Source organism: Chryseobacterium mulctrae (assembly GCF_006175945.1).
GTDB classification, from domain to species: Bacteria; Bacteroidota; Bacteroidia; order Flavobacteriales; family Weeksellaceae; genus Chryseobacterium; species Chryseobacterium mulctrae.
Genome location: NZ_VAJL01000001.1, coordinates 3,091,263 through 3,105,965 on the forward strand (window position 1 = coordinate 3,091,263; position 14,703 = coordinate 3,105,965).

The window sequence follows — 14,703 nt, forward strand, 5'->3', positions numbered from 1 at the left end:
ATGAATAATTCACTATACATCAACGAAATTCAGACGCTTTTTGATGAGGTTCAAAGGTCTCAGATTTTTGAAGACCAAAAAACAATGACAGATGCGGTTCCATTATTTTCTGTTTCTGAAATTAATTCTAAATATGAAAATGAAAAAAATGCAGAAGGTTTTGATTTAAAACAATTTATACTTTCTAATTTCGATTTTTTGGGAACTAAAATTTCAATTACAAGAGAAACACAATTACCGATTGATGAGCATATCGAAAAACTTTGGGACGAATTGACCAGAACAGCTTATGAAGAAAAAGGAACTTTGTTAAAACTTCCAAAGCCTTATGTTGTTCCGGGAGGTCGTTTCAACGAATTTTTCTATTGGGACAGCTATTTCATTATGTTGGGTTTGCAAACTTCTGGAAGAATAGAAATGATGGAAAATATCATTGAAAATTGTTCTTATTTAATTCAGACTGTCGGTTTTGTACCAAATGCAAGCAGAACTCATTTTTTAAGTCGTTCTCAACCGCCTTATTTTTCGTTGATGCTCGATTTGCTTTTTGAAACAACGAAAGATGAAAATATTTACATCAAATATTACGATACTTTAGAGAAGGAATATGCTTTTTGGATGAATGGTGAAAAAGATCTGGATAACGGTTCAAATATAAAAAGAGTGGTGAAAACAGTTGATGGAGATATTTTAAACAGGTATTTCGATGAAGCAAATGAACCGCGTCCCGAAAGTTATTTAATTGATATTGAAGATAGTGAAAATGCAAATGAAGAATTTTACAGAAACATAAGAAGCGCCTGTGAATCGGGTTGGGATTTTTCAAGCAGATGGTTTGCAGACGGAGATAAAATTCAGACAATTGAAACTTTAGATCTTTCTCAGGTTGATCTAAACAGTCTTTTATGGCATTTGGAAAACACTTTAGCAAAATCTTCATCGCTTCAAAATTTATCTGAAAAAGAAAAGTATTATTCAGAAAGAGCGACAGGCAGAAAACAGATGATCGATAAATATTTCTGGGATGAAAACTCCGGAACGTATAAAGATTATCACACGAAAAAAAATACAAAAACTTCGTCTGAACATATTGCAGCGCTTTATCCTTTATTTCTTGGTTTAGCGACTGAAAATCAAGCAAGATCGGTTGCTAAAAATATTGAAGAAAAATTTCTTTATCAAGGTGGATTGGTTACTACGACCAAAAATTCTGGTCAGCAATGGGATTTCCCAAATGCTTGGGCGCCTTATCAATGGTTGGGTTTTAAATCGATGAAAAATTATGGGTTTGATGATTTGGCTGAAAAAATTAAAAGCAATTGGTCTTCAAATGTTGAAAGAGTTTACAGGAATACTGGGAAATTGATGGAAAAATACAATGCTTTAGATATAGAAACTGTTGCAGGTGGAGGAGAATATCCCAATCAGGACGGCTTCGGATGGACGAATGGTGTTTATCTTAAATTAAAACGGAATTAAACATTAATGAATTAAGATGATGAATTTCGATAAGAGCAATTAAGAGATTTGACTTTGTTGAATAATTAAGCGCTTATGAAACATCTTTGATGTTTTCCTTAATTCAACTTAAAATCTTAAATCTCCTTAATGTTTTAAAAAAAAACTAAAACAAAATTAAAAACAAACTATATAAAAAACAATTTGGCTATGAAAAACAAATCAATTTTTTTGCTTGCCGGAATTGCTACGCTTTATTTCAATAATACGTATGCTCAGGAAACTCCACAGGATTCTACAAGAACTGCATCTATTGATCAGGTGGTAATCACGGGAAATTCAAATCCTAAAAAGAAAATAGAATCCAGTACTGCAATTTCTACGTTCAGTGCAAAGGAAATTCAGAAACAAAACCCGATCAGCGCAGCAGCTTTGTTGCAAAGAGTTCCCGGTTTTGCGGTTGAAACTTCGGGTGGTGAAGTAGGAAATAACCTTTTTGCAAGAGGAATTCCTTCAGCTGGAGCTTATGAATTTGTGCAGGTTCAGGAAGATGGTCTTCCGGTTTTTGAAGATGGAGCCTTACAGTTTGCGAATGCTGATAATTTTTTCCGTGTAGATAATTCTGTAAGCAGATTGGAAGCTTTAAGAGGAGGTTCAGGATCTATTTTTGCGACCAATTCTCCCGGAGGTTTGATCAATTTTATTACCAAAGAAGGCGGAAATGATTTCAAAGGAACGGCAAAACTGGAAACCAGTACTTACGGATTGATGCGTACTGATGTGAATGTTGGCGGAGCTTTGGTGCAGGATAAATTGTTTTTTAATGTAGGAGGTTTTTACAGAACAGATGACGGAATCAGAAAAACTGGTTTTAAAGCTAATCAGGGCGGACAAATAAGAATGAATCTGAAATATGTTTTCGACAAAGGATATGCAAAAGTGTATTACAAAAAATTAGACGACAGAAATACTTTCTATCTTCCGATTCCTTTGGTGCAAAATGGAAATGATCTGAAAGAATTTGCTGGTTTTGATGCTAATTATGGAACGTACAGCTATAGAAATATCAGTCAGTTAAATATTCCACAAGCGGGTGGAGGATTTTTCAGCAGAAATTTAGAAGACGGAATTCATCCGAAAGTTGATGTTTTGGGAGCTGAATTTAAATATGATTTGGGTGGGAATTTCTCTGTTTTAAATAAAACAAGATACACCAATATCAATATGAATTATACCGGAATTTTCCCTTCCGGAGGACCAACTTCAGCTGCAGATTTTGCAAGAAGTTATGGAATTGCAGGTAATAATTTCCAATATTCTTCCGTAAGTTCTGGTGCGGTTATGAATCCGGCTTTTGTTCAGAAATTAGGTTTTTGGGCGATTGATAAACAGATGAATAATTTTGTAAACGACTTACAGTTCAGCTATAAATTTGATAAAGGAAATGTAACGGCGGGTTTCTATAAATCTAACTGGAAATCTCATCAAAATTGGAACTGGAGCAATATTTTAGCAACTGCTTCAGATAATCCGGAGTTGTTAAATTTAGTTGATACTTCACTTACACCGAACAGTACAGGTTATTCTAAAACATACAATGGAGTTACAGAAATGTCTTTCCTGTTGAGGGATTCTCAGGTTCAGGGAAGTTTGAATGATCTATATGCGAACTTAGATTACAATATCACAGATCAATTAAGTTTCAACGGAGGAATTCGTTACAGTCGTGATTTCTACAAAGGTTATGGCGTAAACACCACTTCAGGAAATTTAAATAATTCAGGTTTAACGACAGACGGAACGCACAGTTTCTTAACGACCACTGCAGATGATAACATGTCAGTTTTGGGAAATAAATTCACCTATTGGAATTATGATGTCAACAGAGTTTCTTTTACAACGGCTTTAAATTATAAAATTAATTCAGAAAACGCAGTCTATGCTCGTTTTTCTAATGGTTTCAGGTCTCCGAATGAAGAAGCGTATTACAATAATATGACGAATCTTTCAGCGATAAAACCAGTAACGACCAATCAGCTGGAAGTTGGATATAAATATTACTCAAGAACGTTTGATATTGCGGTGATTCCGTTCTATTCTACGTTGAAAAATCTATCGTTTACCGATGTTTTCTCTGATGGAACTTCAGAAAATAAATTTGCCAACACCACCAATTTTGGGGTGGAATTAGAAGGTTATGCGAGATTGTTTAATAATTTATTGGAAGTAACTTTCAACGGAACCATTCAAAATCCGAAATACAAAGATTTTGTAGGAAACAATGCAGACGGAACGACATTTAATTATGATGATAATACGGTAAGAAGAATGCCTAAGTTTTACTTTAATATTGCTCCGGCTGTGAATATCACAAAGCAATGGAGAGCGTATGCAAGTGTAAATTATTACGGAAAACGTTTCCAGGATGAGAAAAACGCGCAGACATTACCATCATTTTCAGAAGTGGGAGCAGGAACTTCTTATCAATTGGGAAAAATCAGATTTGCGGTTGATGGAACGAATATCTTCAACACCATCGGAATTACAGAAGGTGATCCAAGAGCAGGATCTCCATCTGGTGACGGAACAATTATGGCAAGACCAATTATGGGTGCAGCTGTAAGAGCTTCAATTACGTTAGACTTTTAAATTAGTTTCTTCATATAAAAATAAAACCGTCAGAGAGTTTCTGGCGGTTTTATTTTTTTTTAATCTGTTAAAAAAAATCTTGTGATTATCTATTTTCCACTTGGTGAATCAAGAATTGAAGTTTCACTTATAAAGGTTTTTTCTACAGATTTGTAGGGGATTTTGGTTCCGAAATTCTTCTTGTAACTTTCATTCTCGACCGATATTTTGGCATCTTCAATTTTTTTCAATGTTTCAGCTGCCGTCAATTCTTTTTGTTTTATATATCTATCAACACCAATATAATAGGCATTATTTTGTTTTGTAAGTGTTAAGGTTACAGGTTGTAGAACAGAATCTATATTTTCTATGATGTAATAGTAATTATACTTTTTATCAACTGGAAATGCATAACTCACTGCATCTAAAGGATAACTGATTTCATATTTTACTTTATTTTTGTTGGCAGGAATACTAAATGTAAGCCAATTATAACCTTCATTTTTTTTTGGTAATTACATAACTGTTTTCTCTCAATTTTTCATCAACGTTAAAAACGGGTTGAAATTTTTTCGGAGAAATAGTATCTTTTGAAAAGTTTATGAAAGCATAAGTTTTAAGAGGTCCGTTTAAATAACCAAATAGGTTGATGGTAGTTGTTTCCTTTTTATTTTCATCAGGTTTTCCATAAACCTCAATAGGAGGAATTTCAGATTTAATCTCAATTAATTCTATATTTTCCTTATCAATTTCATTCCATTTTCCAGTTTTCCAGCTGCCATATTTGAAAAAATAAAATTTGTTGTCGGGTAATATAAATAACGAATAAGTTGGTATGTCTAAACCTTCATCATCCATTTTGTAATATCCTACAAATTGCGCATTTACTCTTGTTATGAAAAAAACAAAGAGAAAAAGTAAGTAATATATTTTTTTTGGTGTCATTTTATCTCAAAAACGGATTATACTGTTTCTCAAAACCGATCGTTGTGGGATTTCCATGTCCTGAAAAGACCTGCGTTTCATCATCCAAAACAAAAAGTTTAGTTTTAATTCCATCGATTAATTGATCATAATTTCCTTTGTACAGATCTGTTCTTCCGATGCTTCCTTCAAACAAAACATCACCGGAGATCATAAATTTTTGAGTTTCATTATGATAAACCACACTTCCCGGAGAATGTCCCGGAACATGATAGATTTTAAATTTTTCTCCATCAAAATCCAGTTCATCACCTTCATTGATGTATTCGGTATCAACTTTTACTGCAGGAATCTGAAAGCCAAACCTCGCTCCGCTTGCCTGAAGCATATCTAAAACTTCCTGATCTTCCTGATGCATCGTTACCGGAATTTTAAACGTATCAAAAGCCCATTGTAAACCTAAAACATGATCAATATGTGCGTGAGTCAATATGATTTTCTCAATCTTCAATTCATTTTCTGTAATGAAACTTTCGATAGCTTTGGTTTCCTGCTCGTTTATATTTCCCGGATCTATAATCCAGGCATTTTTATTTTCATTAAAAAGAACGTAAGTATTTTCACTTGCAAAATTGAACACGAAGGCCTGTATTTGAAACATATTCTGAATATTTTTTTATCAAAAATACAATATTCTTTAGAGATTCGTTATCTTCGTCATAATGAAAACGTTGCAGATATTTTTACTCAGTTTAGGTTCGCTGGCTTTCGGGCAGAACATTCAAAGTATTCAGTTGTTTAATCCTCAGACCAATGACGAAACGCCGGTTATCACGATGAATCAGCAATTGGTGTTGAGTTTTGACGATTTAACCAATTCAAGTGAATTGTATCGTTATACCATCAAACATTTCGACAGAAACTGGGAAGATGACAATCTTTTTTTTAGTGAAATTGCCAATGGTTCGATGAACGCTTTGCTGGATCAGTTTCAGTATTCTTTTAATACGCTTCAGGCTTATACTCATTATACTTTAAAGTTTCCGAATGAGAAAATGCAACCAAAAATTTCAGGAAATTTTGAATTGATTGTTTACAAAAGCTCGGTTGATCAACCGCTTTTCAAAAGAAGATTTTCGATTGTGGAAGAGAATGTGAATTTAGCATTGAATATTTCTAGAATTGCAGACGCGAAAAATCCAAATATCAACCAAAGGGTAGAAGTACAGGCTGTTTCAAAAGCCGGAGATCTTACTTCGAATGTAAATTCAATGACACTTACGGTGATGCAGAATAACAACCCGAATATGAAGATTACGAATCAGAAACCAAGCGCAACGATGGGAAATCAATTACTTTTTCAACAGTTGGGTCTTGCTTTTCCTGGAAATAACGAGTTTTATTATTTTGATAATAAAAACATGAAACTTGCAGCTGATATGGTGCGTGAAACTGGAATTGTTGACGGAGTTAACCAAACGTATCTTCATCCGGTTTGGGCGTATCCTTTAAATTATCAATATCAACCGGATGTAAACGGAGCTTGGTATTACCGAAGAAATGATTTGGGATTAGAAAGAGATGCGACTCGTGAAGCTGATTATGCATGGGTGCATTTTTCGATAGATTCTGATCCGATAGATAAAGAATTGTATGTTGTAGGTGGATTTAATGATTTTAAAGCAACCAAAGAATTCCAAATGCATTATGATGAAGCGGCAAAAAAATATGTTGCTAAAGTGTATATGAAGCAAGGTTTTTACAATTATATTTTAGCAACGAAAGAAGCAAATGGTTCTTTAAATTTAGGGGAGATCAATGGTAATTTCTGGCAGACGGAAAATCTTTATCAGGCATTTTTATATTACAAACCTTTCGGTAGAAATTATGATGGTTTGGCTGGATATGGAGAATTCAGAACGCCGGTAAGATAATATTGTATGTATTTACTTTCTGAAATTTAGATTATAATTTAAAATACAAAACCTTCCAAACTTGCACATTTGGAAGGTTCTGTTAAAAGTGTTTAATGCCTTAAGAGAAGACATCAACAGAAAAATTAAACTATATAATAATGTCAAAAAAGTTCTATACTAAAGGAATTCTTAATTGCTTTCCTTAAAAACTGCCGTTATAAAAAGACTGTCGTTGTCTTCAAATAAATAATAAATCTGTACAGGGAAATTTTCCGTTTTATAAACCTGAAGTTCTCTGTTTTTTATATCTAATTTTTGATGATCACTCAAAATCATATTGATCGATTCTTTTAGATCATTCAGGAAATCTTTGTCTTTGTTCTGTTCCTCAGCATTGAAAACCCGCATCAGCATTCTAATGTCATTTTTTGCAATCGATGATAGCAAAACTTTCATTACGCGCAGATTTTTTCTAATTCAGAAATGTTCTCAAAAAAATCAAGTTTCGTTGCTGGGTTTTCTGCATGAAATTCAATTCTGCTAGAGACTTCATCCAACTGAAATTGTGAAACATTAGATTTTACAGTTGTATCTAAATTATCGACGATCTTAATGAATGCTTCTGCAAGTTCCGGAGTGAAATTTTCAATCTTCTTTTTTAATATTTCTAAACTTGTGTTCATCATTGTAAAAATTTTAAGTAACCCCTATCTTTTGATAGGGTAAAAGTATGAAAAAATATCAAAATACAAAATTAACCCCTGTTAAAATTTAAATTATTTCTCAAGAAATATATTTTTATTTTATTTTGATTGTTTTTTTAGGGGGTATTGTTGAAAATAAATAAAAAAAGACATCTGATCTCTCAAATGTCTTTAATATATTTTTTTAAATAAGTTTTAAACTAAATAAAACTCATTCAGTTTTTCTTCACAGAGTATTTTTACCACATCGATCCATCGGTCTTCATCGTTCAGACAAGGGATGTAATGGAAATTTTCACCACCACCGTGTTCAAACTGATGTTTTCCTTCTACAGAAATTTCTTCTAAAGTTTCGAGACAATCAGAAACGAAAGCCGGACAAACAATGGCAAGGTTTTTAATTCCTTTTTTACCAATAGTTTCTAAAGTTTCATCAGTATAAGGTTCCATCCATTTGTCCTTTCCTAATCGGGATTGGAAGGTAACCATCACTTTTTCTTTCGGTAAACCTAATTTTTTAATCACAGAATTGGTCACATCAAAACATTGATGGCGATAACAAAACTGATGACTCGGATTGTTTTCTCTGGAGCAACAATCATTCAGATTACACGTGTTTGTAGGATCTGTTTTATAAATATGTCTTTCCGGAACACCGTGATAAGAAAACTGTAATGCGTCGAAATTTTCAGGAAGTTTTTCTCTGATGCTTTCTGCAAGACAGTCGATGTAGATCTCTCTGTTGTAAAAAGGCTGAATGTAATTGATCTTAATTCCCGGGAATTTCTTTTTTCTTACTTCCTCGGCTTTTTCAATCACCGTTTCTGTTGTACTCATCGCATATTGCGGATACAAAGGGAAAAGGACAATTTCCGAAACTCCTTGGTCAACCAACTTTTGAATTCCTGCTTCAATACTCGGTTGTGCATATCGCATCCCGATTTCTACCGGAACATCAACCAGCTTTTGAAGTTTTTTCTGAATTCTCTGAGTGATCACAATCAATGGAGAACCTTCATCTGTCCAAACCGTTTTGTAGGCTTCTGCAGATTTTGCGGGCCTTGTATTTAAAATAATTCCCTGCACCAAAAGCGCACGGAAAAACCATCGGTAATCAATTACCTTTTCGTCCATCAAAAACTCATCAAGATATTCTCTTACATCGGGTACAGACGTTGATCTTGGTGAGCCGAGATTGACTAATAATATTCCTTTCATAAATATAAGTAATGAGTAATTGGTAATGAGTAATGCATTGCTGATTGCACATTACTCATTACTAATATTTTTATCCGTTTACAGCTTCTACGTGTTCAACTAACTCAGGAACGAATTGTTTTAAAATATTTTCAATTCCTCCTTTTAATGTTGCGGTTGAACTTGGGCATCCTGAACAAGCACCTTGTAGCAACATCTTTGCCGTTTTGTTTGCAGCGTCGTATTCCATCAAAGAAATTTTTCCACCATCGTTTTCTACAGCAGGAGCTACATATTCATTTAAAATATCTGAAATTTTCTGCTCATCATCAGTATATTCTCTGTTGATGATCTTTTCTACAGGATTTTCGTGTCTTTGAGATTCAATATTAGAAATTTCACCTCCGCTTTGAAGATATTCTGCAATATAACCACGAACAGCCATCATTACTTGGTGCCATTCCACAGAATTATCTCTGGTAACAGCTACGAAATTGTCTGAAATAAAGACTTCCTGAGCAAAATCAAATTCAGTAAAAATCGCTTGTGCCAAAGGAACTCCTTGAGCTTCGTTTCTTGATTTTACTTCCACGAAACCGTCCATAAGCATTTTGCTTGATACAAATTTCATTGCATTAGGATTCGGAGTCATCTCAGCATAAATCTGAAACATTTCTTTTTTCTTCTGAAGATAAATTCTCGGGTTGGCCAAAAGCTCGTCTTCAATTACATTTTTCAGACTTTCTGCAACATGTTCCCATTCTACAGTATCTTGTTTTGCAACTGCTACAAAATTAGCAGTGATGAAAACTCTTTCAACAAAAGGATAATTAAAAAGCTCTTGTGCCAAAGGAATTTCTGATATATCTGAATCTCTGTCCAACTCTAAAGACCCCGGAATCAAGTTGTAATCAGCTACAAATTTCATCACTTTTGGGTTTTCGGTAGGTTCTATAAGTATCGTACGCATTTTTTCGTTAAATTTGAGAGTACAAAAATACGGATTTAGAAGTTAGAAGCTGGAGGTTGAGAGTTAGATTTTTGCTATTAACATCATTTAAAAATTATGGGTTGGTATTATTCATTAGGAATTGTTTTTGAAAATGAAAACTTAGTAAATGATTGTAAAAATAAATTTTCTCAAATATTAAAATTGAGTAATCATACTGAAGTTAGAATGAGTACGGAGGTTCATAAACTTGAATATTCAGATGATATAGTACTTCAATTACTACCTTACGGTTTAAGCACTGATAGTTTTGATGGAAGAGATATTTTATTTGAAAGACTTTACTTTATGAGATTAGGGATTTTTTATATAAACAATTATTGAATTTAAATATAAACTTCAAAACCGCATTATTCGAATTAGAAGCAGGAGATTATTTAATGGGAAATGATATCATTATTGAAGAATTAAATGTAAGAGGAATTGGAGAGATTACTTTTGGTTATTCCTATGTTTCGGAGGGAGATAGTAATACCTCTTCTATTTCAGGAAAGCATCCTCCTGAATATTATATTGCTAAACGATATCTTGATGGATTGATTTTAAATAAAAATGAATTTGATCGCTTAAAAATAAATCAATCTGAATTTCAAATTTTTAAAGAAAACTATTATTGGATTCCGTTAAAAGAATTTAAAATATAAAAATAATATATGGCACTTATAAAAGAACTTTTAGGAAAGGCACCGCAAATTGGTGAAAATACATTTTTGGCAGAAACAGCAACGGTTATCGGAAATGTAACGATGGGAAAAGATTGTAGCATTTGGTACAATGCAGTAATCAGAGGCGATGTGCATTATATTACGATGGGTGATAAAGTGAATGTACAGGATAATGCGATGTTGCACTGTACGTACGAAAAATTCCCTTTAGAGATCGGAAATAATGTTTCAATTGGTCACAATGCAATTGTTCACGGATGCAGAATTCACGACAATGTTTTAATTGGAATGGGCTCTATCGTGATGGACGACTGTACAATTGAAGAAAATTCTATTGTAGGTGCAGGCTCTGTGGTAACACAAGGAACGCATATAAAATCTGGTGAAGTTTGGGGCGGTGTTCCTGCCAGAAAAATTAAAGATATTTCTGCAGCGCTTCTGGAAGGCGAAGTGAATAGAATTGCAGATAATTATGTGAAATATTCCTCTTGGTATAAAGTTTAGTATTCACTTATTCTAAATAATATTTCTTATTAATAGAGATGGCTTTAGCCAAAACTTGAAAAGGTCTGAAACAAAATAATTTCAGACCTTTTTTTAACTTCTTTATATATTTTTGAAATTTGAATTTCAAATTTCAATCTGTTAGCTATCAACTATCTACTAATATACCAAAACTGCTTTTTCAGCTTGACATCTCACACCTGTAGGTTCTGCTACCATCATACAGTCTGATGTTATACCATATTTTTTATTGAAATCAGACATGGTTTGTGTGTAATGCTCAATTTTTCTAAGAACTGAAGTTTCCAATTTTTTGGGATAAGCAATATATGAAACAGGTCCGCCGCAAGCTTTAGATCCCATTGGTGCAAAAGTCCATTCAGAAGCTGCGGTGCATTTTTCTTTTGCGATTTCAGATTCTATGATGCTTTTTAATTTATCCAGATTGGCTTCATCATATTTTTTGCTGCTTTCATCTGCAGGTCTGTCTGCAATATCTATGGGTAAATTTGTGGTGTTGCCAGAATTTGATGAGGCACATGAACTGATTGTAAATGCGCTGATTAACGCAATGGTTGAATATTTAATGATCGAGTTTTTCATAAATTAATTTTTTTAAGCAAATCAAAGTTTATGCCTATTCACATTTTCCGTAATTTTGCAAGCGATGAACAATCATTTTTTTGACTTAATTGAATACACCAGCCGAAGTGTTTTTCTTACAGGAAAAGCAGGAACGGGGAAAACTACATTTCTAAACGAATTTGTAAAGAAAACGAAAAAAAAGCACATTGTTGTAGCGCCCACGGGAATTGCTGCAATCAATGCAGGCGGAGTTACCATTCACTCGATGTTTGGTTTGCCTTTGCGTACTTTTTTACCAACAACAGACCGTATTGACAGTAGTTTGGCCAATAATATTATCGACCTTCAGCAGCATTTTAAATACCGAAAAGATAAACTTAAACTGTTAAGAGAAGTTGAGGTTTTGATTATTGATGAGGTTTCGATGTTGCGTGCCGATGTTTTGGATATGATGGATTTTTCTTTGAGATTTATCCGTAGAAATAATCAGCGTTTTGGTGGCGTTCAGATGTTGTTCATCGGAGATTTGTATCAGCTTCCACCAGTGGTGAGAGATGAACATGTCTTGAAAATGTTCTATAATTCGCCTTTCTTTTTCGATAGTTTGGCGATTAAAGATATTCCTTTACTGACGATTGAATTAACCAAAGTCTACCGTCAAACCGATCAGGGATTTTTAGAAATATTAAATGCGATTCGTGACGGAGATGTTGCCAATATTGATTTTAATCATCTAAACGAAAGATATGATCCGGGTTTCGAAGCGGGAGAAGATCCTTACGTTTATCTCTGTTCGCACAATAAAATGGCAGACGATATCAATCAGGAAAAACTGAAAGATATAAAAGTAAGTCCAAAGTCTTATGAAGCGAAGCTTTTTGGTGAGTTTAAAGAAAATCAGTTTCCAAATGAGCAATTTTTAGAATTAAAGGTCGGAGCTCAAGTCATGTTTATCAGAAATGATATTACAGGTGAAAAGAAGTATTTCAATGGTAAATTAGGCGAGATTTCTTCTTTAGATGAAAACGAAGTAAAAGTTATTCTTGATGGAAGCGAAAGAGAGATTACCGTAAAAAGAGAAGTCTGGGAACAGAAAAAATATTCTCTCGATACCGATAAAAATATTAAAGAAGAAGTTTTGGGAAGCTTTGAGCAGTTTCCGATAAAATTAGCTTGGGCGGTGACGATTCACAAAAGTCAGGGTTTAACGTTTGATAAAGTGATTATTGATGCCGGAAAAAGTTTTACAGCGGGTCAGGTTTATGTTGCGTTGTCACGTTGCCGAACGTTGGAAGGAATTGTTTTAAAATCTAAAATTACTCCTGAAGTTATTTTTAAAGACAACCGGATTCTGAAATTTCAGGGGGAAACGCAGGCAAATGATAATGTTGAAAGTATTTTAAATCAGGAAAAATACGATTACAGCATCCGAAAAGTACTTCGTACAGTAGATTGTCAATGGTTTTTAAAAGAAGTAGAGCAGTGGAATAATCTTTCAATTGTTACCAAAAGTATCGACCGTACAAAATCGAATCAGCTTTATATTCAGTTAAAACGTGATGTTTTGAATCTAGGTAAGATCTTCGAAAAACTGGAGCGTATTATTTTCCAGAAAGTCAATTTATTTATTGAAAAGAAAGAAGATTGGAGTGAGATTGAAAGCAAATCAAAAGGTGCGGTGAATTTCTTTTTTACCGAGATCAGAGACAAAGTTTTTAATCCACTGAAAGAATTTTATGCTGAAATAAAAGGCGCAAAAGGTTTAAAACAATACAATGAAGAGCTTAAAAACTGGCTCGAAGATATTGAAGAATACCTGAACAGTCTAAAAGAAATTCATTTGCTGGAAACCAAACTTCTGGATGAAAAAAATGATAAGGAAGTCAGCATGAAAATTGCAAAAGTTCCGTCTCAGGTTCTTACTTTCCAATTGTTTGAACAAGGAAAAACGATTTCCGAAATTGCCATGGAAAGAGGTTTGGTAAAAGAAACCGTAATCGGTCATTTGGCAAAATTTGCAGAACAGGGTTTGCTAGATATTGCAAGAGTGATTACTTCCGATAAGATCAAAGCGTTTAAGGAAATGTTTCACAGAGATCCTAAAGAAAATCTAACCGATTGGAAAGCTGCTTTACCAAATGATTTTGAATTTAATGAAATCAGGATTTTGATTAATCATTTTACCTATCAGAAGGAGAAAAATAACAATTAAAATAAAAGGATTCGGCTAAAACTGAATCCTTTTTTATTTAAATACTGCTGAACTTTCTTTTGTTATTATCCCAATATGTTGCAGATCGAATGCTTTTCCATCAAAATAAACTGTTTGACCAGATTTTGAAAACTCTGCAAAACCAATCCAAGCCAATCCGTGATGACCTTTAGATTTGTTTTCGATGTACATTATTTTTGATTGCATGATTATAATTAATTTTAAAAAGTTTTTGATAATGTAAAATTATTCATCCGGCAAAATATAATTGATGTGATACCCCACAATTTTTATGTTTTCGTCTTCTTTAAGCATTGAAAATGTTTCTTTAGTAGTACCAGATTCCCTAGTTACATTATAAGTGAGAAGATACTCGCTTTTAGAGTTTGAGCCTTTTACGACTAAAGTTTCCCAATGTTCTAAATTATTTTCTTTGATAACGCCATATTCTTGTTGCGAATCTGATATGAGCTTATCTAATTGATCTTTACTAGTAACCTCGAAAAATTTGTCACTAAATAGCTCGTAGATTTTATCTTTATTTGTGCCCTGTAACAATTCCCTGTAAAATTTTTTTGAAATTTTCTCTGCATCATCTCTATCAGATTCTCTATTTGAAAACGTTTGATTAAAAGAGCAGCTTACTAATAGCGTTAAAGTGACGAAGAGTAAAATTTTTTTCATAAGTATTTATAGTTAAAAAGCTTATTAAAATAGACAATCCTTAATGGCTTAAAATCATTCCCAAGATAATGATAATCTTTAAAATATTATAATTTAAAATATAGTTTATCTAAAAAATCCAATAGTTTTTCCCACAACACACCAATCAATTCCATCAATTACAAAAAGTAACTAATGCAATTTATTAGTTTTAAATTTGTTCTTTCAAATTCATGAT

At 33.3% G+C, this 14,703-nt stretch carries 17 protein-coding genes; 7 read left to right on the forward strand and 10 right to left on the reverse strand.

Features of this window, described 5'->3' with window-relative positions:
• A complete protein-coding gene (locus FDY99_RS14220) occupies positions 1-1,479 on the forward strand; it encodes a trehalase family glycosidase (protein WP_139422363.1) in 1,479 nt (492 codons plus the stop codon).
• A 189-nt stretch (positions 1,480-1,668) separates the two neighbouring features.
• Positions 1,669-4,107, forward strand: coding sequence for a TonB-dependent receptor (locus FDY99_RS14225; protein ID WP_139422365.1), 2,439 nt, complete (start codon positions 1,669-1,671; stop codon positions 4,105-4,107).
• An 89-nt stretch (positions 4,108-4,196) separates the two neighbouring features.
• On the opposite strand, the gene FDY99_RS14230 is transcribed toward FDY99_RS14225, so the two are convergent.
• The 3 genes from FDY99_RS14230 to FDY99_RS14240 all read right to left on the reverse strand — a co-directional run bounded on the left by FDY99_RS14230 (position 4,197) and on the right by FDY99_RS14240 (position 5,671).
• Positions 4,197-4,505 (reverse strand): hypothetical protein, encoded by a 309-nt coding sequence (locus tag FDY99_RS14230; protein ID WP_139422367.1) that lies wholly within the window; start codon positions 4,503-4,505, stop codon positions 4,197-4,199.
• A 79-nt stretch (positions 4,506-4,584) separates the two neighbouring features.
• On the reverse strand, positions 4,585-5,031 hold the full coding sequence (locus FDY99_RS14235; RefSeq protein WP_139422369.1) for a hypothetical protein: 447 nt from the start codon (positions 5,029-5,031) through the stop codon (positions 4,585-4,587).
• Between the two features lies 1 nt (position 5,032).
• Positions 5,033-5,671: an MBL fold metallo-hydrolase gene (locus FDY99_RS14240; RefSeq protein ID WP_139422371.1), complete on the reverse strand. Its 639-nt coding sequence runs from the start codon at positions 5,669-5,671 to the stop codon at positions 5,033-5,035.
• Positions 5,672-5,732: 61 nt separating this feature from the next.
• On the opposite strand from FDY99_RS14240, the gene FDY99_RS14245 reads away from it, so the two are divergent.
• A complete protein-coding gene (locus FDY99_RS14245) occupies positions 5,733-6,944 on the forward strand; it encodes a type IX secretion system plug protein (protein ID WP_139422373.1) in 1,212 nt (403 codons plus the stop codon).
• A 171-nt stretch (positions 6,945-7,115) separates the two neighbouring features.
• Here the strand turns inward: FDY99_RS14245 and FDY99_RS14250 are convergent, their stop codons facing one another.
• The 4 genes from FDY99_RS14250 to FDY99_RS14265 form a co-directional block, all read right to left on the reverse strand.
• A complete protein-coding gene (locus FDY99_RS14250; protein ID WP_139422375.1) occupies positions 7,116-7,382 on the reverse strand; it encodes a hypothetical protein in 267 nt (88 codons plus the stop codon).
• Entirely contained in the window at positions 7,382-7,612 is a 231-nt protein-coding gene (locus FDY99_RS14255; protein ID WP_139422376.1) for a hypothetical protein, read from the reverse strand. Before FDY99_RS14255 ends, FDY99_RS14250 begins: the two co-directional genes overlap by 1 nt.
• Positions 7,613-7,825: 213 nt before the next feature.
• Complete coding sequence (gene hemH, locus FDY99_RS14260) at positions 7,826-8,848, reverse strand: ferrochelatase (RefSeq protein ID WP_074230098.1); 1,023 nt, start codon at positions 8,846-8,848, stop codon at positions 7,826-7,828.
• Positions 8,849-8,918: 70 nt separating this feature from the next.
• Positions 8,919-9,797 carry a NifU family protein gene (locus FDY99_RS14265; RefSeq protein WP_139422380.1) on the reverse strand — a complete coding sequence of 293 codons (879 nt, stop codon included), beginning with the start codon at positions 9,795-9,797 and terminating at the stop codon, positions 8,919-8,921.
• A gap of 96 nt (positions 9,798-9,893) precedes the next feature.
• Here FDY99_RS14265 and FDY99_RS14270 point away from each other — a divergent pair, with 96 nt between their 5' ends.
• Genes FDY99_RS14270 through FDY99_RS14280 form a run of 3 tightly spaced genes read left to right on the forward strand, consistent with a single transcriptional unit; the run spans position 9,894 to position 11,005 of the window.
• Entirely contained in the window at positions 9,894-10,160 is a 267-nt protein-coding gene (locus FDY99_RS14270) for a hypothetical protein (protein ID WP_139422382.1), read from the forward strand.
• Positions 10,157-10,480, forward strand: coding sequence for a hypothetical protein (locus tag FDY99_RS14275; RefSeq protein ID WP_139422384.1), 324 nt, complete (start codon positions 10,157-10,159; stop codon positions 10,478-10,480). The genes FDY99_RS14270 and FDY99_RS14275 overlap by 4 nt, the downstream gene beginning before the upstream one ends.
• Before the next feature lie 9 nt (positions 10,481-10,489).
• Positions 10,490-11,005, forward strand: coding sequence for a gamma carbonic anhydrase family protein (locus FDY99_RS14280; protein WP_139422386.1), 516 nt, complete (start codon positions 10,490-10,492; stop codon positions 11,003-11,005).
• Positions 11,006-11,164: 159 nt separating this feature from the next.
• Here the strand turns inward: FDY99_RS14280 and FDY99_RS14285 are convergent, their stop codons facing one another.
• The gene (locus tag FDY99_RS14285) at positions 11,165-11,608 is read right to left on the reverse strand and encodes a hypothetical protein (protein WP_139422388.1); all 444 of its coding nucleotides are present in this window, start codon (positions 11,606-11,608) and stop codon (positions 11,165-11,167) included.
• Positions 11,609-11,672: 64 nt separating this feature from the next.
• Here FDY99_RS14285 and FDY99_RS14290 point away from each other — a divergent pair, with 64 nt between their 5' ends.
• Positions 11,673-13,802 carry a helix-turn-helix domain-containing protein gene (locus FDY99_RS14290; protein ID WP_139422390.1) on the forward strand — a complete coding sequence of 710 codons (2,130 nt, stop codon included), beginning with the start codon at positions 11,673-11,675 and terminating at the stop codon, positions 13,800-13,802.
• A 33-nt stretch (positions 13,803-13,835) separates the two neighbouring features.
• Here the strand turns inward: FDY99_RS14290 and FDY99_RS23015 are convergent, their stop codons facing one another.
• Complete coding sequence (locus tag FDY99_RS23015; protein ID WP_162304175.1) at positions 13,836-14,009, reverse strand: hypothetical protein; 174 nt, start codon at positions 14,007-14,009, stop codon at positions 13,836-13,838.
• 39 nt (positions 14,010-14,048) lie between these two features.
• Positions 14,049-14,486, reverse strand: coding sequence for a hypothetical protein (locus tag FDY99_RS14295; RefSeq protein ID WP_139422392.1), 438 nt, complete (start codon positions 14,484-14,486; stop codon positions 14,049-14,051).
• Between the last annotated feature and the right edge of the window lie 217 nt (positions 14,487-14,703).

Excerpts from the sequence above, each read along its gene's own strand:
- FDY99_RS14220 (WP_139422363.1), top strand. The coding sequence starts at position 1 with ATGAATAATTCACTATACATCAACGAAATTCAGACGCTTTTTGATGAG.
- FDY99_RS14225 (WP_139422365.1), top strand. The coding sequence starts at position 1,669 with ATGAAAAACAAATCAATTTTTTTGCTTGCCGGAATTGCTACGCTTTAT.
- FDY99_RS14235 (WP_139422369.1), bottom strand. The coding sequence starts at position 5,031 with ATGACACCAAAAAAAATATATTACTTACTTTTTCTCTTTGTTTTTTTC.
- FDY99_RS14240 (WP_139422371.1), bottom strand. The coding sequence starts at position 5,671 with ATGTTTCAAATACAGGCCTTCGTGTTCAATTTTGCAAGTGAAAATACT.
- FDY99_RS14245 (WP_139422373.1), top strand. The coding sequence starts at position 5,733 with ATGAAAACGTTGCAGATATTTTTACTCAGTTTAGGTTCGCTGGCTTTC.
- FDY99_RS14250 (WP_139422375.1), bottom strand. The coding sequence starts at position 7,382 with ATGAAAGTTTTGCTATCATCGATTGCAAAAAATGACATTAGAATGCTG.
- FDY99_RS14255 (WP_139422376.1), bottom strand. The coding sequence starts at position 7,612 with ATGATGAACACAAGTTTAGAAATATTAAAAAAGAAGATTGAAAATTTC.
- hemH (WP_074230098.1), bottom strand. The coding sequence starts at position 8,848 with ATGAAAGGAATATTATTAGTCAATCTCGGCTCACCAAGATCAACGTCT.
- FDY99_RS14265 (WP_139422380.1), bottom strand. The coding sequence starts at position 9,797 with ATGCGTACGATACTTATAGAACCTACCGAAAACCCAAAAGTGATGAAA.
- FDY99_RS14270 (WP_139422382.1), top strand. The coding sequence starts at position 9,894 with ATGGGTTGGTATTATTCATTAGGAATTGTTTTTGAAAATGAAAACTTA.
- FDY99_RS14280 (WP_139422386.1), top strand. The coding sequence starts at position 10,490 with ATGGCACTTATAAAAGAACTTTTAGGAAAGGCACCGCAAATTGGTGAA.
- FDY99_RS14285 (WP_139422388.1), bottom strand. The coding sequence starts at position 11,608 with ATGAAAAACTCGATCATTAAATATTCAACCATTGCGTTAATCAGCGCA.
- FDY99_RS14290 (WP_139422390.1), top strand. The coding sequence starts at position 11,673 with ATGAACAATCATTTTTTTGACTTAATTGAATACACCAGCCGAAGTGTT.
- FDY99_RS23015 (WP_162304175.1), bottom strand. The coding sequence starts at position 14,009 with ATGCAATCAAAAATAATGTACATCGAAAACAAATCTAAAGGTCATCAC.
- FDY99_RS14295 (WP_139422392.1), bottom strand. The coding sequence starts at position 14,486 with ATGAAAAAAATTTTACTCTTCGTCACTTTAACGCTATTAGTAAGCTGC.